The following is an 18,795-nucleotide window of genomic DNA, read 5'->3' on the forward strand; positions in this document are numbered from 1 at the left end:
GGTATTGCCGGGACTTCAAAAGATTGACAGAAAGCCGTGATGACTTCCTTGACCGACATCAATTTCGCTCCCTTCCGGTTTCGCCGTTCGGTTTTGAGCGTGCCGGCCAGCAATCAGAGGGCTCTGGAAAAGATCCGGACCCTCGACTGCGACGCCGTGATCTTCGACCTCGAAGATTCCGTCGCGCCGGAGAAGAAAGCCGAGGCGCGTGAGAATCTGCGCCGGTTGTTCAAGGACAATCCGCTGCAAGGAGTGGAACGGGTCGTCCGCATCAATGCGCTCGACACCCAATTCGGCAAGGCAGACATGGATCTTGCGGTGGAAATCTCTCCGGACGTGGTGCTGGTTCCCAAGGTTGAGCAGGTGGCCCAGATACAGTCCGTGGCGGATATTCTCTCGGAAGCCGGCGCTCCGGACGATCTTGCCATATGGGCGATGATCGAAACGCCGAAAGGCGTCTTGAACGCGTCAGCGATCGGAGCTGCCGATGAACGGCTCCAATGTTTCGTCGTCGGTCTCAACGACCTGCGTAAGGAGACCGGCGTGCTGTCGCAGCCGGGTCGCGGCTATCTTGTGCCCTGGCTGATGCAGATCGTGCTGGCCGGCAGAGCCCATGGGATCGACATCATAGACAGCGTCTTCAACGATTTCCGGGACACGGAGGCTCTCGAGGCAGAATGCAGGCAAGGCCGCGTCATGGGCTTTTCCGGGAAAATGCTGATCCATCCCGCCCAGATCGAGCCCGCCAACCGGCATTTCGGACCGGATCCGGAAGCGGTGAAAGATGCTGAAACGATCATCGCCGCCTTTGCGAAGCCGGAAGCGCGACATCTCAATGTCATCAATCTCAACGGCCAGATGGTGGAACGCCTTCACCTTGTGGAGGCCGAGAAACTTGTTGCCAAGGCGAAATTCCTAACCGAACGAAAGAACGCTCCATGAAACTCTACCGTTTTCTCACCGGCCCCGACGACGCTTCCTTCTGCCATAAGGTGACGGCTGCGCTGAACAAGGGGTGGGAGCTTCATGGTTCGCCGAGCTATGCCTTCAACGCCACGACCGGCGAAATGCAGTGTGGGCAGGCGGTCACGAAGACCGTGGAGGGCAAGGACTATCATCCGGACATGAAGCTCGGCGAGCAGTAGGCGTCAAGCCGATCAGCGCTGTGCGGCAGCATCGGCGCTGGCTTCGATGCGCTCCATATCGTCGTCGCTCAAGCCGAAATGGTGACCAATCTCGTGGATCAGCACATGGGTGATGATATCGCCCAGGGTTTCCTCGTTTTCGGCCCAATAATCGAGGATCGGGCGTCGGTAGAGCCGGATACGGTTCGGCAGTTCGCCAGTTTCCATGTTGAAGCGTTCGGAAATGCCGCGGCCCTCGAACAGGCCAAGGAGATCGAAGGGAGTCTCGAGCGCCATGTCCTCGAAAACCTCGTCATCGGGAAATTCTTCGATCTCGATGATGAGATTGGTCGTGAGCGCCCGGAATTCCTCCGGCAGATGGCCATAAGCATCGATTGCCAGCGACTCGAATGTGCTGATCGTCGGCGCATGGCGATCCTGCCAATCGTCGGTCTGGTCAATGCGGGCCATGGGCTCTCCTTCTGATCAGGCCCATATAGTGCCTCCGGCAATATTTTTCGAGAGAAGAATCATTGACCTATCGGAAGAGGAAAAGATTCCCGCGTCTCTTCTGTTGACTCTTCTTCCGACCTCTGGAATCCATAAGAACATAAAGTGAACATATATGGATGGAGCTGACGCCATGGCCGAGAACGCCACGGCGCAGGAAAGACTTTTTGCCCTGCGCGCACAGATCGCCCGACTGGAGGGAAAATCCCTGCCAGCACTTGCCGCGGCAGAGCAGGCGCAGGCTGCCGAAAGGCCGGAATGCGGCAAAACCAGGATAAAACAGCCTCGTCTTCCCTTCGGCATAGACCCGTTGGATGTCGCCTTGGAGGGCGGCTTGCCGCTTGATGGAATTACGGAAATCCGCACGCGATCGATGGGAGATGCAGGCGCAGCAAGCGGTTTCACCTTCGCACTCGCATCTCATCTTAAGAGAAGGAAAGCCGATGGTGCGCCTGTTCTGTGGATCGGTGATGTCGTTTCCAGGCAGGAGGCGGGTGCTCCTTATGCGCCAGGCCTCGGGCAATTCGGGCTGAAACCTCAGGAGGTTCTTTATGCAGTGCCGCGAAAGCTGGATGAGGCGCTATGGCTTGCGGAAACTGCACTGGCAAGCAGGGCGCTTTCCGCCACCATTCTCGAGATCCGCGGCAATCTCAAGAATTTCGGCCTTACCGAGAGCCGCAGGCTGAACCTTCGGACAAAGGCGGCGGGGCGCCCCCTTTTTCTGCTGCGGCATGCAGGCGAAGAAGAGGCGAGCAGCGCTTCCTTCCGCTTCCTTGCCGAACCGGCGCCGGCCACCGGCCGGCGTCTTCCTGATGGATCCGTGCTTGGCGGCAGCATCGGCTATCCCGTTTTCCGACTCATTTTGGAGAAGAGCCGTAATCCGGCTCCGCTCTCCTTCCTTTTGGAGTGGAACCCCCATGACCGTCAATTTTCCCTCAATTCCAAGGCAGGAGAGGTTTTCTCTTTCCATGCCCCGCCAGCGCATTCTGGCGCTGGTCTTCCCGCATCTGCCGACAGACAGGATCGCGCGCCGACTCTGGGGCATATCGTGGCGCTCGAAAGGGCGTCCTGAGCATCCGCCGATCCTCTGCGTCGGGCGGCGTGACAATGCCATGCGGCTCACGGCGCTTGACGAGGTTTCGGAACGCTTCGGCCTGAGGCGAGGGCAGGGGCTGACAGAAGCACGCGCCATGTTTCCGGCAATCCATGTCATGGACGAGGACGAAGCAGCGGATCGGGCGCTCATCGAAGCCATCGCCGACTGGTGCGATCGCTATACCCCTCTGGTGGCTTTGGACGGATTGGATGGGCTTTTCCTCGATATCACCGGCTGTGCCCATCTCTTCGGGGGAGAAGAAATGCTTCTCAAGGATATTCTAGGTCGGCTTTTCCAGATGGGCTTCGACGTCAACGGCGCGATCTCCTCGTCGCCCGGCCTCTCCTGGGCCGCTTCCCGTTTCGGCCTAGGCGGCGTAATCTCCCACGATGGCATTGAAGAAGCGTTGGCGCCGCTGCCGGTCAACGCCTTGCGTCTCGACGCGATGGCGATCTCGTCGCTCCACAAGCTGGGACTGAAGCGGATTGGCGACCTTCTGTCCATGCCGCGCGCGCCGTTAGCGCGCCGTTTCGGAACGAGCCTGCTCCAGCGGCTGGATCAGGCACTGGGGCTGCATGAAGAAGCCATTTCCCCCCGCCGGCCGGTTGCCGCCTTGTCTGTCGAGCGAAAGCTTGCCGATCCGATCCAGGCGGAAGAGCATATCCTGCAATTGACAGGGCAGGTCGCGTCTTCGCTGAAACCGGAGCTGGAAGCCCGTGGCGTCGGCGGCCGCATCTTCGAGCTGGTGCTGTTCCGGGTGGACGGCTGCGTCTTTCGTATTTCGGTGAGAGCTTCCCGGCCGCTACGCGATCCAAAGCGGATTTCCTCGCTGTTTTCCGAGCGCTTGGCGACCGTACACGACGATCTTGATGCCGGATTCGGATTCGAGCTTCTCCGTCTCAACGTGGTCGAGCACGAGGTTTTCAAACCCTCTCAGGATGACTTCACCGGCGACGGCCAAAGTGATGCCTCGTTTGCAGATTTCGTGGACAAGGTTTCGGCCCGGCTCGGCGCGAACTGTCTGCAGATTGCGGAATTGCGGCAAAGCCATCTGCCGGAGCGGGCAGAGAGTTTCCTATCTGCGATGGCGGCGAGGGCCGTGGGTAAAAATGTCGAAGAGGCTTTTGCCTTCATGCCGAAAGCCGACCGGCCTCTGCGACTCTTCCGGTATCCGGAACCTATCGAGGCTTTTGCCGCCACGGTTCCCGACGGCCCTCCGCAGCGTTTTCGCTGGCGGCGGATCGTTCATCGGGTCGTGCGCGCCGAGGGCCCGGAACGGATTTCTCCAGAATGGTGGCTCGACGGAAAGGATGCTGAGGAGCGCGATTATTTTCGCCTTGAAAGCGAAACGGGCCGCCGCTTCTGGGTTTTCCGTGAGGGTCACTACAAAACGGGAGATGCAGCTCCCGTCTGGCGTGTCCAGGGGATTTTCGCATGAAGGATATCCCGGCTTTCTTCGAGATCGGCGCAAAGACCAATTTCTCCTTCCTGGAAGGAGCGGCGCGGCCGGAGGAGATGGTGCTGGCCGCAAGTCTGCTTGGACTTTCCGGTCTCGGTATTGCCGATCGGAATTCCGTAGCGGGCGTGGTTCGGGCGCATAACCAGGTCAGAGAAATGCGGGAGACTTGCAAGCGCCAGCAGGAGCGGGGCAGGAAGGAAGGCGAGAACGAGGCTATCGAACCTTGCGCGTTTTATCCCGGCGCGCGGCTCGTTTTTTCTGACGATACACCGGATGTGCTCGCCTATCCCCGCAACCGGAAGGGCTGGGCCAATCTTTGCCGGCTTCTTAGCCGGGGAAACCTCCGGACCGAAAAGGGCTCCTGCATTCTGGAAGAGTGGGACTTTCTGGAATGGTGCGACGAAATGATGCTTGCCATCATTCCGGATTTTTCCTCCGCAGAAGATCCTCGATATCTCGCTGATCTCAGCGATCGTCTGAAGAGCTATCGCGAACGATTCCGCAAGGACATCTATCTCGCTCTTTCGCCGACCTATGACGGGCGGGACGGATTTATTTTTGCAACTTTTGCACAAATCGCCTCCCGCAATCGCGTGCCATTGATCGCGACCAACTTGCCGCTTTTCAATCTGCCCTATCGCCGGTCGCTATCGGATGTAATGACCGCCATCCGGGAGCATGTGACAATTCAGCAGGCGGGTTTCCGACTGGCTCCGAATGGGGAGCGGCATATCAAGCATGCGGCTGAAATGGCGCGACTTTTCCATACCTATCCGGATGCAATTGCCAATACGGAGCGCTTCTTCAGTCGGCTGAAGTTCTCTCTGGATGAACTCAGTCATAATTACCCGGATGAGAGCGTTTCAGGCGAAACGGTATCTGAAACCCTGGAACGGCTTACCTGGGAAGGAGCCCAACGCCGCTATCCTGACGGCATTCGGGAGGAGGTTTCCAATCAGATCAGGTACGAGCTCGATCTTATCAAGGAGATGGCATACGAGCCTTACTTCCTGACGGTGCGCCACATTGTTTGGCATGCCCGGCATGTCTTGAAAATTCTCTGCCAAGGGCGCGGTTCGGCCGCCAATTCCACCGTCTGTTTTTGTCTTGGCATTACCGAAGTCGATCCAACATTTACGACGCTGCTATTCGCGAGGTTCATCTCGACTGAGCGTAACGAGCCGCCGGACATTGACGTCGACTTCGAACATGCGCGCCGTGAAGAAGTCATCCAATATATTTATGAGCACTACGGTTATCGCCATGCAGGATTGACCGCGGCGGTCACCAGCTATCGAACCCGGATGGCTGGCCGCGAGGTGGCCAAGGCCTTCGGGCTTTCGGAGGATGTGCAAGCTGCACTTTCGAGCACGGTCTGGGGCTGGTCCGAGGAGGGGCTTTCGGAGCGGGAAGCAAAGGTCGCCGGTCTCGATGTGTCGGACCCGACGACCAAGAAGGTTATTACTCATGCAAGAGAACTCATGGGCTTCCCGCGCCATCTCACCCAGCATGTCGGCGGTTTCCTGATCACGCGCGACCGGCTCGACGAGGTCGTGCCGATCATGAAAACCGCCATGCCCGGGCGGTATATGATCGAATGGGACAAGGACGACCTCGATACGCTCAAACTCCTGAAGATCGACGTGCTTGCGCTCGGCATGCTGACCTGCCTGAAGAAGGCATTCGAGCTCATGCGTCTGCGCTACGATGTAAACGAAACCCTGGCCGACCTTTTGCAGAAGGATAGGGATAGCAATGTCTACGACATGATCTGCCGGGCCGATACGATCGGAGTCTTCCAGATCGAAAGCCGGGCGCAGATGAGCATGCTGCCCCGACTTCGGCCGAGAATATTCTATGATCTCGTCGTCGAAGTGGCGATCGTGCGGCCGGGTCCCATTCAAGGAAACATGGTCCACCCGTATCTGAAGCGGCGGGAAGCCGTAAGGAACAAGCAGCCTATCGAATATCCCAGTGGTGAATTGGAGAAGGTATTGGAGAGAACGCTTGGCGTCCCGCTATTTCAGGAACAGGCGATGCAGATCGCCATCACGGGTGCCGGCTTCTCTCCTGAAAAGGCCGACAAACTCCGCCGTTCCATGGCGACATTCAAGCGATCAGGGCGAGTGGAGGAATTCAAGCGCGATTTTATCGATGGAATGCTGGAAAACAGCTATTCTAGGGAATTCGCGGAAAGCTGTTTCAGCCAGATCGAGGGTTTTGCGGAATACGGCTTTCCCGAAAGCCATGCGGCGTCTTTCGCCTTGCTCGTTTATGCGTCTTCCTGGATCAAAGCCTATTATCCGGATGTCTTTTGCGCAGCGCTTTTGAATTCACAGCCCATGGGTTTTTATGCGCCGTCGCAGCTTATCCGGGATGCTCGGGAGCATGGGGTCGAAATTCTTCCGGTCGACGTCAATCATTCGGATTGGGACTGCACCTTGGAGGAAAGCCGTTTTGACAAAAATACCATCGATGGCCGCCATGCTTCAATGAAGGAGGTGATCAGGACAAAATATGCCGTTCGGCTGGGATTCAGACAGGTCAAAGGCCTTGCTGAAAAGGGCTTGAGGAAAACCCTGCTCGCCAATCGGGGTAGGGGATATATATCGGTGCACGATCTGTGGCTGCGCTCCGGCCTCGACAAATCGGATATCGAACGGCTTGCGGATGCCGATGCTTTCACCTCCATGGGGCTTTCCCGTCGGGAAGCCCTCTGGGCCGTTCGAGGTCTCGATGGGAAAAAAACCGCTGAGGATTTGCCCTTGTTCGATGTAGCGGACGGCTTAGATCTTCGGCCGGAGACGAAGGTATCGCTTCCCGCCATGCTGCCAGGCGAAGAGGTGATCGAGGATTACCGATACCTCTCCTTATCGCTCAAGGCCCATCCGGTCTCGTTCCTGCGGGAGGAGTTCAGGTCTATGGGGGTCACCCGCAGCGTTGATCTGTTGAATGTCCCGAATGGACGGAAGGTCACGATCGGCGGACTTGTGTTGGTGCGGCAGCGGCCGGGATCTGCCGGAGGCGTGATCTTCATGACGCTGGAGGATGAGACCGGGGTTGCCAATGCCATCGTCTGGCCCAAGACGTTCGATCGCTATCGGCCAATTGTAATGGGTGCGCGGCTTGTGAAGATTCAAGGGAGACTGCAAAGCCAGAGCGGCGTCATCCACACGGTGGTGGAGCATATCGAGGATCTCACGTCCATGCTCGGCCTTCTCCAGAAGGAGACGCGACGTTTTGGCGTGTCCGCACGCGCCGATGAAGCGCTGCAATCGGGCGGTGATCACCGGGGCAAGCGGCGCTCTAACGGAATGGACGACCGTTCTTCCAAAACAGCGGGGAGGGACACTCTTCAGTCTTACGTCCCCGAACCGGGGCGGGTAATGCCGAAGGGGCGGAATTTTCATTGATGTGATCGACATCAATGATCGCGCGTCCTTACCTGGTACATAATCCCCCAGTTCCTCCAGAAAGGACGAACTTTAGATTTTTCTTGACATCTGCCAACCGCTTTCGCAAAAGAGGATGTTAGTGCTCATGTTTCGCAGGTCGACGCGAGAATGCTAGTTTGCAGTTGCAATTACATCACCGACAAGGAAATCCGCGACACTATCATTGAGCTGCTCAATGAAGATTGTTGGCAGCTTATCGTTCCGGCCAAGGTCTATCATGCCATGAGCAAACGTGGCCGTTGCTGTGGCTGCTTCCCCAGCGTCGTTGATCTTATCATCCGCACAACCGAGGAATATCACGCTCGTCGCGACTCGACGGAAGCCGAGGTCGTCGTATATATGTCCCGCTTGAGACAATTCCACGAAGAAACCAGGAGAGCGGACATTGAAAGGCGACTTAAAGGTCATCGAGCGGCTTAACGAGGCACTGTTTCTCGAGCTCGGCGCTGTCAATCAATATTGGCTGCATTACCGCCTTCTAGAGGACTGGGGTTACACCAAGCTTGCCAAGAAGGAGCGTGCTGAATCCATCGAAGAGATGCAGCATGCGGACAAGCTGGTTGCGCGGATCATTTTTCTCGAAGGACACCCCAATCTTCAGACTGTGGCGCCATTGCGCATCGGCCAGAACGTCAAGGAAGTGCTCGAAGCCGACCTTGCCGGTGAATACGATGCCCGCACGGCCTACAAAGCTTCCCGCGATATCTGTCACGCGGCAGGCGACTACGTCTCCATGAAGCTTTTCGAGGAACTCCTGGCTGACGAGGAAGGTCATATCGACTTTCTAGAAACGCAACTGGAGCTCCTGTCAAAGATCGGCGAGGAACGGTACGGTCTTCTCAACGCGGATTCCGCCGATTCCGCCGAATAAATATCGGCGCCATCGGATATCGAAGCCCGGCGAGCACCGCTCCGCCGGGCATTTCTTTGATCAATAGGACGGCCTTGTTCTCTTCCAGAATAGAAACGCTCGGATCCCGCGGGTCCCTTAAAGCGTGCCGCGATCCTTCGGATTCGCTTGCTGCGCTTTAAATCCTTGTTCTATCGCATGCCGTTATCGCAGAACCGCTGCACGCTTTTGCGCGAAATGCTTCAAGCTGCTGTTCTTGCAAGATGAGCAAATTCAGCCACGACCTGTTCGTAGACATTGCGTTTGAAGGGCACGATCAATTCCGGGAGGTCGACCATCGGCTTCCATTCCCAGGCGTCAAACTCAGGCGCATGGCCCCCCGGCGGTGGATTGATGGCAATTTCGCTTTCGTCCCCGTCGAAGCGAAAGGCGAACCAGCGCTGCGTCTGGCCGCGATATTTGCCTTTCAACCCGATGCCGATGAGATGTGGTGGCAGGTCATAATTGATCCAGTCGCTGGACTGCGCCAGCAAAGTGACCGAGCGAATCCCTGTCTCCTCGTAAAGCTCGCGATAGGCAGCGGGGAGTGGATTCTCGCCCTTGTCGATCCCGCCTTGCGGCATCTGCCACAGCTGCGGCGACCCGTCGAACTCGCTATTGCCTTCGCTGATCCGGCGGCCCGCCCAAACCAAACCATCGCGGTTCAGAACCATGATTCCGACGCATGGCCGGTAAGGAAGGTCCTCGGCGCGGATCGCGCGTTTGTCCTTGCTGCTCATTTGCGGCTCAACTCCATCAGGGTGCAACACTTTCGCTCGCCAGCGTCGAGACGCCGACGACCTCAATCCCGCGTTGCGACGCCTCTTCACTCCACTTCCTTATGGCGTCGATGCTTTCATCGAAAGCTGACGCAATGCCGACCGCCTTGCCATTACGCGCAGCGATCCGCTCCAATTCATCCAGCTTCTTGAGGATCGCATCGGACTGCAACTGCCCATCGAGAGTGAGATCACCAAAAGCGTGCGGCAAATCGATCGCCTTGGCGATGACTGCGGTCTTCGACTGACCGGATGTGCCGTCATCGACGAACAGCAGGCCGCGTTTTGAAATGTCACGCAGAACGGGTTCCAAGGCATCGGTGTCTGCGAGATAACGGCCTCCAAGATAGTTCATGATGCCTGTATAATTGGTAATCTTGCCCATCGCCTCGTGCAATCGCTCAAGATTCTGTTTGGCCGAGGTTTTGGTCAACAAGGTGCCTGGGCCGGGATCGTTTGTCGGATAGTCGAACGGCTCGAAGGGCACCTGGATCAGGATTTCGTGGCCACTCCGGCGAGCCTCCTGCATCCAGCGCTGCAAGCTGTTGCCGCTGGCGGCGAAAGCAAAGGTCACTCCCGCTGGCAATTGCTGGATCGCCCGCTGCGTCCCGGTCTGGCTGAGACCGAGGCCGCCGACGACGATTGCGATCCGCGTCCCTCGTGCGCCCGACCAGGGCCGTGCATATTGGTCCATCGGCCGCAAGCCGTCCGGACCAACGACAGGCAGACGGCCGTGCGGCGATTCCTCAAGCAGCATCTCATTGGGCTGGGCGGCCACGCGCGGATCCTGGCCGATGCGCTGCGCATCGAGCAGCACCGGGCCGCCGCCATCTCGCGGGCGGGGCGTGTATTTCGTGACGACCGATCCGTCGTCGGTCAATGTCCGCTCAATATTGGCGCCGGAATTCGGATTCGAGCGTGGCATGGCGGAGGACGGCAAAGCGGCAGGTCCTTCGGCATCGGCGGAAGGTGACGGGGCTGCCGGCGGCTTTGAGGGTGTGGTCGTGGCGACCTGCTTCAGCGCCGCGTCGCCACGCATACCATAGATCGAGAGGCCGAGCACACACGACACGGCCAGGAAAGCAAATACGGAGACTGCGGAAAACCGCCTCGCCCGCGGCTTTGCGGCCGGCCGGTTCTGCCCGAGCGGAGCGTGAAGATCGGTGCCCAATTTCAGTCCCGCATCATAGCTCTGGGTAAGCGAGACCGGCCAGAATTGCCTCTCTTCGACGCAGCACCGGCCGGTTTCGATATTGTCACTTCTTTACGTTTGCGGCGGCCTTGTCCGGGCTCGGCGGGAATGATGCATCCGTCTTTGTCCCATGAAGCAGGTCCATGGCGTAGTTCAGCTGGATATCATCCTTGGCTTCCGGCGGCACGTAGGCAACCGAGCCGGAACCTTCCTCGGTTTCGGCAGCCCCCTGGATATGTCCACGCAGGCTCGACTCGCCTTCCGCGCGCACCTTGCCCTGGAGCTCCGCCGGCAGCGGCTGCTCGACCTTGATGTCCGGAGCGATGCCGGTACCCTGGATCGACTTGCCGGACGGCGTGTAATAAAGGGCCGTGGTCAGCCGCAGCGCACCTGCGTCGCCAAGGGGTATGATGGTCTGCACCGAACCCTTGCCGAAGGAGCGGGTGCCGAGCACCGTCGCACGCTTCAGATCCTGCAAGGCGCCGGCGACGATTTCCGAGGCGGATGCCGAGCCGCCGTTAACGAGAACGATTACCGGCTTGCCGTCCGTCAGGTCTCCCGGACCTGCATTGAAGCGGCGGGTCTCGTCGGCGTTGCGGCCGCGGGTCGACACCACCTCCCCACGCTCCAGGAAGGCATCCGATACGTTGATCGCCTGATCGAGAAGGCCGCCCGGGTTGAGGCGCAAATCGAGAACATAACCTTTAAGCTTGTCGGCCGGCACATCCGCCTTGATCTTCTTGATCGCCTTCTCGAGGTCGTCATAGGTCTTCTCGGTGAACGAGATGACCCTGAGATAGCCCACGTCGCCGCCTTCAACCCGAGACTTGACAGCGCGCACGGCAATGATGTCGCGGACGACCGTGATGTCGAGCGGTTTATCGGCACCCTGTCGGATGACAGTGAGCTTGATCGGAGTATTGACCGCGCCACGCATCTTCTCGACGGCTTCTTCGAGCTTGAGGCCGCGCACCGGCTGGCCATCGATCTCGGAAATGAAGTCGCCTGACAGAATGCCGGCACGTGAAGCCGGAGTATCGTCAATCGGAGCGATAACCTTGACGAGCTCGTTTTCCATGGTGACCTCGATGCCGAGGCCGCCAAACTCGCCACGCGTCTGCGTGCGCATGTCCTCGGCGTCCCTGGCGTTCATGAAGCTCGAATGGGGGTCGAGCGAGGTCAGCATGCCGTTGATGGCGTTTTCGACCAGTTTCTCCTCGTCCGGCGGCGTAACGTACTGGGCACGAACGCGCTCAAAAACATCGCCAAAAATCGACAATTCCCGGTAGGTCGAAGGGCCGGCAGCTTGCGCCGGCACCCCGGCCGAATAAATCACGCTCATCGCGGTCGCACCCATGAGTGCACCGACGATGACAAGAGAAGCCCTACGAATCATTTCGTGCCCTTCCAGTTTCTTTCGCGGTCCACCACGGTCTGGAATCGACCGGAGTGCCGTCCTTTCGGAATTCAATGTAAAGCGTTGGACGATCTGTTTCCAGCGCCAATGCCGTTGCGCTTGCCACTCTTTTTTCACCCATCACGGCAATGGGCTCGCCTGCGAACACGAATTTGCCCTGCCGTGCATTCACTTCGTCCATGCCGGTCAGAACCAGATGGTATCCATCTCCGGCATTAAGGATGATCGTCTGCCCATAGCTTCGGAAGGCGCCAGCAAAAACCACGAGGCCGTCGGCCGGTGCGGTTACCACTGCATCGGGATTCGAAGCGATAGTCAGGCCTCTTGCCGTATGTCCCGTCCCGTCGGCGTCGCCGAACCAGCGCAGTACATCGCCGGCGACCGGAAGCTCCAGCTTCTGTTTGAGGCTCGAAAACGCGTATGCGGGCGCAATGCGGTTTTTGTCGGGCACGCCGCTTTCGGCCAGCCGTTTTGCCCTTTCGCGCTCGGCCTCCGACAGCATGCGCTGCCGCTCCTCTTCCGCCCGGGCTCTGTCAATCGCATCGCGCACCGAAGCGATCTCGCCCTCGAGCGATTGAATAAGGCCTTCGAGCGAATTGGCGCGACCAGCCAGTTCCTCCGAGCGACGGCGCTCCGCATCGAGATCGGCGGCGTTGCGCTTGTTCAATTTTTCGTTTTCCGCCAACAGAAGGTCCATCCGCCGCTCCTCCTCAAGGCTTTCGGCGATCGTATCGGAAACATTGGTCTTCTCCGAAAGGGTCGCCGCCTGCAAAGAGGCAAGCGATTGAAGGTCGGCAACGAGCTTATCCGCCTCATGGCGCATTCCCGGCACGACCGCACCGAGCAGGATAGCGCTTCGTACCGACGCCAGCGCGTCATCCGGTGTCACCAGAAGTGCCGGAGGCGGGTTGCGCCCCATCCTCTGCAGCGCAGCCAGAACCTCCGCCAGAACGGCGCGGCGGCCGCGCAGAGAGGCACGGATGCGATCTTCCCTGACTTTGAGCTCCGCAATCTTCTTTTCGCTGTTCAGAATCCCGGTTTCCAGGCTCTTGCGCCGTGCGGCGGAATCTATAAGCGCCTGGCGGATGTCGGCGCTGTTCTTTCTGGTTTCCGCGATATTTTTTTCGATCGCTGCGGCCCGTTCGGTCGACAGCTTCATGTTCTTGGCCAGAACCTCAAGTTCACCTCGGGTCTCGTTTCGGCGGCGCTGGAGATCGGCGGTGGGGTCGACGGCAATGGGCTGCGCTTCCGAAGGCGGCGCGGATGCATCAAAATCCTGCGCATGCGCAGGAACGGAAAGAGGATGTGAAAAAGCCAGGGTGATACCGAGGGCGGCCGCAAGAAGCAGCATGTGCCGATTCGATATCATGCTTCCCTTCCTCATCTTCGCTGCGATAGTCCGATCGGGAAAGCGTAAGCTGATTTGCCGGACAGGACCACAAACAACATCGTGTTCGAAGGTAAATGAAACGTTCACACTCGGTGATAAGGATGGCCGGAGAGGATGGTCACGGCTCGATAGAGCTGTTCGGCGATCAAGATTCTAACGAGTTGATGCGGCCAGGTCATCGATCCGAGGTTGAGCACCATGTCTGCGCGTTGGCGCAGATCGGCATCAAGCCCGTCGGCGCCGCCGATTGCAATCATCACGTCGCGCTTGCCGTTATCACGATAGCGGCCGACAAGTTCGGCAAAAGCCTCGCTGTCGAGGGCCTTGCCCCGTTCGTCCAGAAGAAGGAGCACCGCGCCCTCGGGAAGGGCCTTTTCCAGCAGGCTCGCTTCCTCGCGCTTGCGGGTCTCGGCATTTGCGGCGCGGCTTTCCTGGACCTCGACCAGTTTAGACAGTTCCAGCCCTACCGCTGGGCCGGCCTTGGCCAAGCGGTCGAGATACCGGGACGCAAGGTCCTTTTCCGGTCCGGCTTTCAACCGTCCCACGGCAAAAAGGCTTATCCGCATGTCCTGATCCGTTGGTTTTGACGGTCGAAACCACTTTCAGGCGACGAGCATGCGCCCCGCCTTGAATTTCAACCCGACCCTGACGGATTCAAGCCTAACTGAAGCCGTCAGTGCAGCAGTGCACCTTCCTCGATATCCGGAGCGGCCCACATCTTTTCGATGTTGTAGAACTCTCGGATTTCCGGGCGGAACACATGGATGATGATGTCGCCGGTGTCAATCAGCACCCAGTCGCCGGTCTCCAGTCCTTCGACGCGAGCGGTTCCCAGCCCCTCGTCTTTCAAGTCGGAAATCAGGTGATCGGAAATCGCCGTGACATGGCGGGTCGATCGTCCGGAGACGACGACCATGTAGTCTCCGAGCGCTGATTTTCCAGCAATGTTGATGGTGACGATATCTTCAGCTTTGGAGTCCTCGAGGCTTGCGAGGACCAGTTCGAGAGCGCGGGCAGCAGCATCGGCGCCACGTTCCAGGCTCTTCGGGAGGACGGAAGCCGTCTTTCCCTTGGCGTGTACTGTTGTCAGGGTTTGTCCTTTCTTCCGGTAACAGCAACATGCACTTTCAGCGAATCCGAGTCGCACTCGGCCGCAATATAAAAAGTGGCATCGAATGGTTAATCTTTCAAGGGAGATGCTGAAAAGGTGATCATAAGATGTAGAACCATGCCCAATGGCCGCGCATCCTGGCTATTCTAGCTCGCTTTCTGGCCGCTGGTGTCGCGGATCGCAGTGGAACTCAACGCCGAGCGGGGGCCATGGATGAAGGTCCAGGCAGGTGCTTTCCTTTTCCAGAGCGTGCCGGCATCGTCTTCATCGACACGGGCATAGTGGAAGGTACGAGCCATCTTGGACGACAGAAACGACAGGGTGGCGCCGGGCCGGTCGATGACCGCGATCGGGAACGTAGAGGCAATCTCTTGCCATTTCTGCCAGCGATGGAAGGTCTTCAAGCTGTCTGCGCCCATGATCCAGACGAAATGCACATGCGGCCTCCGCGCCTTCACGAATGCCAGGGTATCTGCCGTATAGGCGCCGCCGAGGGTTTTTTCGAACGCAGTCACCTTGATGCGAGGATCATGGATCAGTCTTTCACTCATGGAGAGCCGGTCCGGCAGCGAGGCAAGCTGAGCCCGGCTCTTCAAGGGATTGCCAGGAGTTATCATCCACCAGAGCTGATCGAGGCCAAGACGCCGGAGGGCTATCTCCGCGACCAGCAGATGGCCCTCATGCGGGGGATTGAACGAACCGCCGAACAAGCCCACCACCATGCCACGCTCCACATGCGGCAAGGCAAGATAACGGGAATCGACAGCCGGTTCGGTCACGTCAGGGCCGAATCTGGCCGGTGCCATGCACCCGGTATTTGAAAGAGGTCAGCTGCTCGACGCCGACAGGGCCACGGGCGTGCATTTTGCCAGTCGAAATGCCGATCTCGCCACCCATGCCGAACTCACCGCCGTCGGCAAACTGCGTCGAGGCATTGTGGATGAGGATCGCCGAATCAATCTCGTTGAAGAAGCGTTCGACCACTTCCGGATCCTCAGCGATCACAGCCTCCGTGTGGCTGGATGAATAGGTGTTGATGTGACGAATCGCACCGGCAATTCCATCGACGATGGCGACGGAAATTACCGAGTCGAGATATTCCGTGCGCCAATCTTCTTCCGTCGCGGGCTTCAAACCCGGGAAAACCTTCAGCACTGCTGCGGAAGCGCGAATCTCGCAGCCTGCCGCGGTCAGCTCCTGAAGAATTGGCATCAGATGCGTGCCGATGGCCGCGCTATCGATCAGCAAGGTTTCCGCGGCACCGCAAACCCCGGTACGGCGCATCTTGGCATTGACGACGATTTCCTTGGCCATTTCCACATCTGCGGAGGCGTCCACGTAGATATGGCAGAGACCTTCCAGATGAGCAAAGACCGGCACGCGCGCCTCGTTCTGCACCCGAGCGACGAGGTTTTTTCCTCCACGGGGGACGATGACGTCGATTGCGCCATTGAGGCCGGAAAGCATTGCGCCCACGGCGGCGCGATCCGGGGTGGGCACGATCTGAATTGCATGCTGTGGAAGGCCTGCGGTTTTCAGGCCGGCGACGAGGCATTCATGAATAGCTTGCGATGAGTGGCGGGAATCGGATCCACCCCGAAGGATCACGGCATTACCGGCCTTCAGGCAGAGTGCGCCGGCATCGGCCGTTACATTGGGCCGGCTTTCATAAATGACCCCGATGACTCCGAGCGGAGTACGGACACGCTCGATATGGAGGCCATTCGGCCGATCCCAGGCGGCAATGACTTCGCCGACCGGATCCTTGAATTCTGCAATTTCCCGCAACGCATCGGCCATGCCGTCAACGGCCTTGTCCGTCAAGGTTAGCCGGTCGATGAAGGATGGCAGAAGGCCTTTGCCTTCGACATTCTTCAGGTCGGCGGCATTGGCCGCGAGAATTTTGTCCCTGGCGGCGACGATCGCATCCGCCATAGCGTTCAGAGCTTTGTTCTTTGTCTCGGTCGAAGCCGTTGCGAGTTCGCGTGCGGCGACCTTGGCGTTACGGCCAATCTCGTCCATGACAGCGGCAACACCGTCTGCTGCAATGACCTTCTCAAGCATGGGCGGCGTCCTCCTTGAGGTCTTTTTTTGTTTTCCGTCGGGCGGAGGCGGTCATGACGAGGTCATCGCGGTGAACCATCGCAGCGCGGCCGGCATAACCGAGAATTGCTTCGATCTCTCCGGACTTTCGGCCGATGATCTGGCGCGCCTCCTCGGCATCGTAACTGGCCAGTCCACGCGCGATCTCGCGCCCGTCCATTCCGACGATCGCGACCGTATCGCCGCGGTGGAAATTGCCCTCGATGCGGCGCACCCCGGCAGGCAACAGACTCTTTCCCGTCCCCAGCGCATTTTCAGCGCCTTCATCGACGAAAAGTTCGCCGGCCGGCTGGAGTTGCCCCGCTATCCACGTTTTACGCGCCGTGACCGGTGTGCCGGAAGGCGCGAACCAGGAAGAGCGGGCGCCCTCCTCGACGGCGCGCAAAGGATGGTCTGTTTTGCCGGATGCGATGATCATGGCGCAGCCGGCGCCGGTCGCGATCTTGCCCGCATCGATCTTTGTGCGCATACCGCCGCGGGAAAGCTCGGAAGCCGCGCCGCCTGCCATCGCTTCGATCTCCGGCGTGATTGCCGGAATGATATCCAGGAATCTTGCCTCCGGGTCGAGATGCGGCGGCGCCGTATAGAGCCCGTCGATATCCGAAAGGAGGATGAGAAGATCCGCGCTGGTCATGGTTGCGACGCGTGCGGCGAGACGGTCGTTGTCACCATAGCGGATTTCCGTCGTGGCGACCGTATCGTTTTCGTTGATGATCGGCACCGCACCGATCTTCAGGAGCTGGTTGATTGTTGCGCGGGCATTCAAGTATCGGCGGCGCTCTTCGGTGTCGCCCAGGGTCAGCAGGATCTGGCCTGCTACGATGCCATCCCGAGAAAGGCTTTCGGACCAGGCGCGAGCAAGCGCGATCTGGCCGACTGCCGCCGCTGCCTGGCTTTCCTCCAGCTTCAGCGCTCCTGCCGGCAGGTCGAGCACCGTCCGGCCCATCGCAATCGCGCCGGAGGAGACCACCAGAACGTCGATGCCTTTGCCTTTCAGCGCCGCGATATCCGCGCAGATTGCGTCGAGCCACTGCGCCCGGAGGCCGGTCTTCCGGTCCACCAGAAGAGCCGAGCCGATCTTGATGACAATGCGGCGGTGGCTTGCGAGAGGCCGGCGTGCTGCGGTCATTGACCACCCTCTTCATCGAAATCCTGGATGGGTACGGATCGGTCGGGAAGTGCCGTTTCGTTGCCCTCGCTTGCTTCGACGATCACGTCCCGCAGTGCACGCAGCACTTCGGTCATACCTTGGCCCGTGACAGCGGAGATCAGGAACGGCGTCTGGCCGCACGCCTTTTCCAACTCCTTCGCCTTCTTCTTCAATTCCTTGTCGTCGAGCACGTCGATTTGCGAAAGAGCCACGGTGACTGGCTTGTCGATCAGGCCGCCGCCATAGGCTTCGAGTTCGTGTTTCACCGTCTTGTAAGATTTACCGACCTTTTCTTCGACGGCGGAGACCAGATGCAGAAGCACCCGTGTGCGTTCGACGTGGCCGAGGAAGCGGTCGCCGATGCCAACACCCTCATGGGCACCTTCGATCAGGCCTGGAATGTCGGCGAGGATGAATTCCCGGCCGTCGATGGTGGCGACGCCGAGGTTGGGATGCAGCGTCGTAAACGGATAGTTGGCGATCTTCGGGCGAGCCCGGCTCACGGAGGCTAGGAATGTCGACTTTCCGGCGTTAGGCAGCCCGACCAGGCCTGCGTCGGCGATCAGTTTCAGCCGCAGCCAGATGGTCTTTTCCACCCCTTCCAGACCGGGATTGGCCCAGTTCGGCGCTTGGTTCGTCGAGGTTTTGAAATGGGTGTTGCCGAAACCGCCATTGCCGCCCTTGGCGAGCCGGAACCGCTGCCCCTCTTTCGTAAGATCGATAATCAGAGTTTCGTTGTCTTCCTCGAAAATCTGAGTTCCCACCGGGACTTTCAGCGTCACGTCCGCGCCATTGGCGCCGGTGCGGTTGCGCCCCATTCCGTGCGTACCGGTCTGCGCCTTGAAATGCTGCTGGAAACGGAAGTCGATCAGCGTGTTGAGGCCGTTCACGGCCTCCACCCACACATCGCCACCGCGTCCGCCGTCCCCGCCATCCGGTCCGCCGAACTCGATGAATTTTTCCCGCCGGAACGAGACTGCACCCCCGCCGCCGTCGCCGGAGCGTATGTAGACTTTTGCCTCGTCGAGAAATTTCATCTTACTGCCGTCTATCTTGTGTTAGTCGGAGCCTCGTTTCACGATGGGCATCCGGTGGGTTTCGATATCGCCGGTTGGGGCGG

At 59.0% G+C, this 18,795-nt stretch carries 18 protein-coding genes; 7 read left to right on the forward strand and 11 right to left on the reverse strand.

Annotated features, from left to right (window positions below):
• Positions 1-39: 39 nt before the first annotated feature.
• Together EDE05_RS15530 and EDE05_RS15535 are read left to right on the forward strand one after the other, a co-directional pair.
• Positions 40-942: a CoA ester lyase gene (locus EDE05_RS15530; RefSeq protein WP_105372171.1), complete on the forward strand. Its 903-nt coding sequence runs from the start codon at positions 40-42 to the stop codon at positions 940-942.
• Positions 939-1,145 carry a DUF1737 domain-containing protein gene (locus EDE05_RS15535; protein ID WP_105372170.1) on the forward strand — a complete coding sequence of 69 codons (207 nt, stop codon included), beginning with the start codon at positions 939-941 and terminating at the stop codon, positions 1,143-1,145. The genes EDE05_RS15530 and EDE05_RS15535 overlap by 4 nt, the downstream gene beginning before the upstream one ends.
• Before the next feature lie 12 nt (positions 1,146-1,157).
• On the opposite strand, the gene EDE05_RS15540 is transcribed toward EDE05_RS15535, so the two are convergent.
• Entirely contained in the window at positions 1,158-1,595 is a 438-nt protein-coding gene (locus EDE05_RS15540; protein ID WP_105372169.1) for a metallopeptidase family protein, read from the reverse strand.
• Between the two features lie 172 nt (positions 1,596-1,767).
• On the opposite strand from EDE05_RS15540, the gene EDE05_RS27225 reads away from it, so the two are divergent.
• The 5 genes from EDE05_RS27225 to bfr all read left to right on the forward strand — a co-directional run bounded on the left by EDE05_RS27225 (position 1,768) and on the right by bfr (position 8,515).
• On the forward strand, positions 1,768-2,706 hold the full coding sequence (locus EDE05_RS27225) for a hypothetical protein (RefSeq protein WP_245422851.1): 939 nt from the start codon (positions 1,768-1,770) through the stop codon (positions 2,704-2,706).
• Positions 2,603-4,168: a DNA polymerase Y family protein gene (locus EDE05_RS15545; RefSeq protein ID WP_245422849.1), complete on the forward strand. Its 1,566-nt coding sequence runs from the start codon at positions 2,603-2,605 to the stop codon at positions 4,166-4,168. The genes EDE05_RS27225 and EDE05_RS15545 overlap by 104 nt, the downstream gene beginning before the upstream one ends.
• Positions 4,165-7,602 (forward strand): error-prone DNA polymerase, encoded by a 3,438-nt coding sequence (locus EDE05_RS15550; protein ID WP_132411080.1) that lies wholly within the window; start codon positions 4,165-4,167, stop codon positions 7,600-7,602. The genes EDE05_RS15545 and EDE05_RS15550 overlap by 4 nt, the downstream gene beginning before the upstream one ends.
• 150 nt (positions 7,603-7,752) lie before the next feature.
• The gene (locus EDE05_RS15555) at positions 7,753-8,064 is read left to right on the forward strand and encodes a (2Fe-2S)-binding protein (RefSeq protein ID WP_132411082.1); all 312 of its coding nucleotides are present in this window, start codon (positions 7,753-7,755) and stop codon (positions 8,062-8,064) included.
• Complete coding sequence (gene bfr, locus EDE05_RS15560; protein WP_105372165.1) at positions 8,030-8,515, forward strand: bacterioferritin; 486 nt, start codon at positions 8,030-8,032, stop codon at positions 8,513-8,515. Before EDE05_RS15555 ends, bfr begins: the two co-directional genes overlap by 35 nt.
• A 221-nt stretch (positions 8,516-8,736) precedes the next feature.
• On the opposite strand, the gene EDE05_RS15565 is transcribed toward bfr, so the two are convergent.
• From EDE05_RS15565 to obgE, 10 genes are all read right to left on the reverse strand, one after another.
• On the reverse strand, positions 8,737-9,273 hold the full coding sequence (locus EDE05_RS15565) for an RNA pyrophosphohydrolase (protein WP_132411212.1): 537 nt from the start codon (positions 9,271-9,273) through the stop codon (positions 8,737-8,739).
• A gap of 16 nt (positions 9,274-9,289) precedes the next feature.
• Complete coding sequence (locus EDE05_RS15570; protein ID WP_132411084.1) at positions 9,290-10,483, reverse strand: divergent polysaccharide deacetylase family protein; 1,194 nt, start codon at positions 10,481-10,483, stop codon at positions 9,290-9,292.
• An 85-nt stretch (positions 10,484-10,568) separates the two neighbouring features.
• Entirely contained in the window at positions 10,569-11,900 is a 1,332-nt protein-coding gene (locus EDE05_RS15575) for a S41 family peptidase (RefSeq protein ID WP_105372162.1), read from the reverse strand.
• Positions 11,890-13,272 carry a murein hydrolase activator EnvC gene (locus EDE05_RS15580; protein ID WP_132411214.1) on the reverse strand — a complete coding sequence of 461 codons (1,383 nt, stop codon included), beginning with the start codon at positions 13,270-13,272 and terminating at the stop codon, positions 11,890-11,892. Before EDE05_RS15580 ends, EDE05_RS15575 begins: the two co-directional genes overlap by 11 nt.
• 122 nt (positions 13,273-13,394) lie before the next feature.
• On the reverse strand, positions 13,395-13,877 hold the full coding sequence (rlmH, locus tag EDE05_RS15585; RefSeq protein WP_132411086.1) for a 23S rRNA (pseudouridine(1915)-N(3))-methyltransferase RlmH: 483 nt from the start codon (positions 13,875-13,877) through the stop codon (positions 13,395-13,397).
• 107 nt (positions 13,878-13,984) lie between these two features.
• The gene (gene rsfS / locus EDE05_RS15590; protein WP_112737256.1) at positions 13,985-14,458 is read right to left on the reverse strand and encodes a ribosome silencing factor; all 474 of its coding nucleotides are present in this window, start codon (positions 14,456-14,458) and stop codon (positions 13,985-13,987) included.
• Positions 14,459-14,568: 110 nt separating this feature from the next.
• Positions 14,569-15,228 carry a nicotinate-nucleotide adenylyltransferase gene (locus tag EDE05_RS15595; protein WP_207914843.1) on the reverse strand — a complete coding sequence of 220 codons (660 nt, stop codon included), beginning with the start codon at positions 15,226-15,228 and terminating at the stop codon, positions 14,569-14,571.
• The gene (locus EDE05_RS15600; RefSeq protein ID WP_132411088.1) at positions 15,203-16,486 is read right to left on the reverse strand and encodes a glutamate-5-semialdehyde dehydrogenase; all 1,284 of its coding nucleotides are present in this window, start codon (positions 16,484-16,486) and stop codon (positions 15,203-15,205) included. The genes EDE05_RS15595 and EDE05_RS15600 overlap by 26 nt, the downstream gene beginning before the upstream one ends.
• Positions 16,479-17,654 carry a glutamate 5-kinase gene (gene proB / locus EDE05_RS15605; RefSeq protein WP_132411090.1) on the reverse strand — a complete coding sequence of 392 codons (1,176 nt, stop codon included), beginning with the start codon at positions 17,652-17,654 and terminating at the stop codon, positions 16,479-16,481. Before proB ends, EDE05_RS15600 begins: the two co-directional genes overlap by 8 nt.
• A complete protein-coding gene (gene obgE / locus EDE05_RS15610; protein ID WP_134101925.1) occupies positions 17,651-18,712 on the reverse strand; it encodes a GTPase ObgE in 1,062 nt (353 codons plus the stop codon). Before obgE ends, proB begins: the two co-directional genes overlap by 4 nt.
• Positions 18,713-18,795: the final 83 nt, after the last annotated feature.

The sequence above is a fragment of the Neorhizobium sp. R1-B genome (genome assembly GCF_004368875.1).
GTDB lineage: Bacteria > Pseudomonadota > Alphaproteobacteria > Rhizobiales > Rhizobiaceae > Neorhizobium > Neorhizobium huautlense.

What these genes read in the sequence shown, in the direction of transcription:
- EDE05_RS15530 (WP_105372171.1), top strand. Translation starts at nt 40, where the DNA reads ATGACTTCCTTGACCGACATCAATTTCGCTCCCTTCCGGTTTCGCCGT.
- EDE05_RS15535 (WP_105372170.1), top strand. Translation starts at nt 939, where the DNA reads ATGAAACTCTACCGTTTTCTCACCGGCCCCGACGACGCTTCCTTCTGC.
- EDE05_RS15540 (WP_105372169.1), bottom strand. Translation starts at nt 1,595, where the DNA reads ATGGCCCGCATTGACCAGACCGACGATTGGCAGGATCGCCATGCGCCG.
- EDE05_RS27225 (WP_245422851.1), top strand. Translation starts at nt 1,768, where the DNA reads ATGGCCGAGAACGCCACGGCGCAGGAAAGACTTTTTGCCCTGCGCGCA.
- EDE05_RS15545 (WP_245422849.1), top strand. Translation starts at nt 2,603, where the DNA reads ATGCCCCGCCAGCGCATTCTGGCGCTGGTCTTCCCGCATCTGCCGACA.
- EDE05_RS15550 (WP_132411080.1), top strand. Translation starts at nt 4,165, where the DNA reads ATGAAGGATATCCCGGCTTTCTTCGAGATCGGCGCAAAGACCAATTTC.
- EDE05_RS15555 (WP_132411082.1), top strand. Translation starts at nt 7,753, where the DNA reads ATGCTAGTTTGCAGTTGCAATTACATCACCGACAAGGAAATCCGCGAC.
- EDE05_RS15565 (WP_132411212.1), bottom strand. Translation starts at nt 9,273, where the DNA reads ATGAGCAGCAAGGACAAACGCGCGATCCGCGCCGAGGACCTTCCTTAC.
- EDE05_RS15575 (WP_105372162.1), bottom strand. Translation starts at nt 11,900, where the DNA reads ATGATTCGTAGGGCTTCTCTTGTCATCGTCGGTGCACTCATGGGTGCG.
- EDE05_RS15580 (WP_132411214.1), bottom strand. Translation starts at nt 13,272, where the DNA reads ATGCTGCTTCTTGCGGCCGCCCTCGGTATCACCCTGGCTTTTTCACAT.
- rlmH (WP_132411086.1), bottom strand. Translation starts at nt 13,877, where the DNA reads ATGCGGATAAGCCTTTTTGCCGTGGGACGGTTGAAAGCCGGACCGGAA.
- EDE05_RS15595 (WP_207914843.1), bottom strand. Translation starts at nt 15,228, where the DNA reads ATGGCACCGGCCAGATTCGGCCCTGACGTGACCGAACCGGCTGTCGAT.
- EDE05_RS15600 (WP_132411088.1), bottom strand. Translation starts at nt 16,486, where the DNA reads ATGCTTGAGAAGGTCATTGCAGCAGACGGTGTTGCCGCTGTCATGGAC.
- proB (WP_132411090.1), bottom strand. Translation starts at nt 17,654, where the DNA reads ATGACCGCAGCACGCCGGCCTCTCGCAAGCCACCGCCGCATTGTCATC.
- obgE (WP_134101925.1), bottom strand. Translation starts at nt 18,712, where the DNA reads ATGAAATTTCTCGACGAGGCAAAAGTCTACATACGCTCCGGCGACGGC.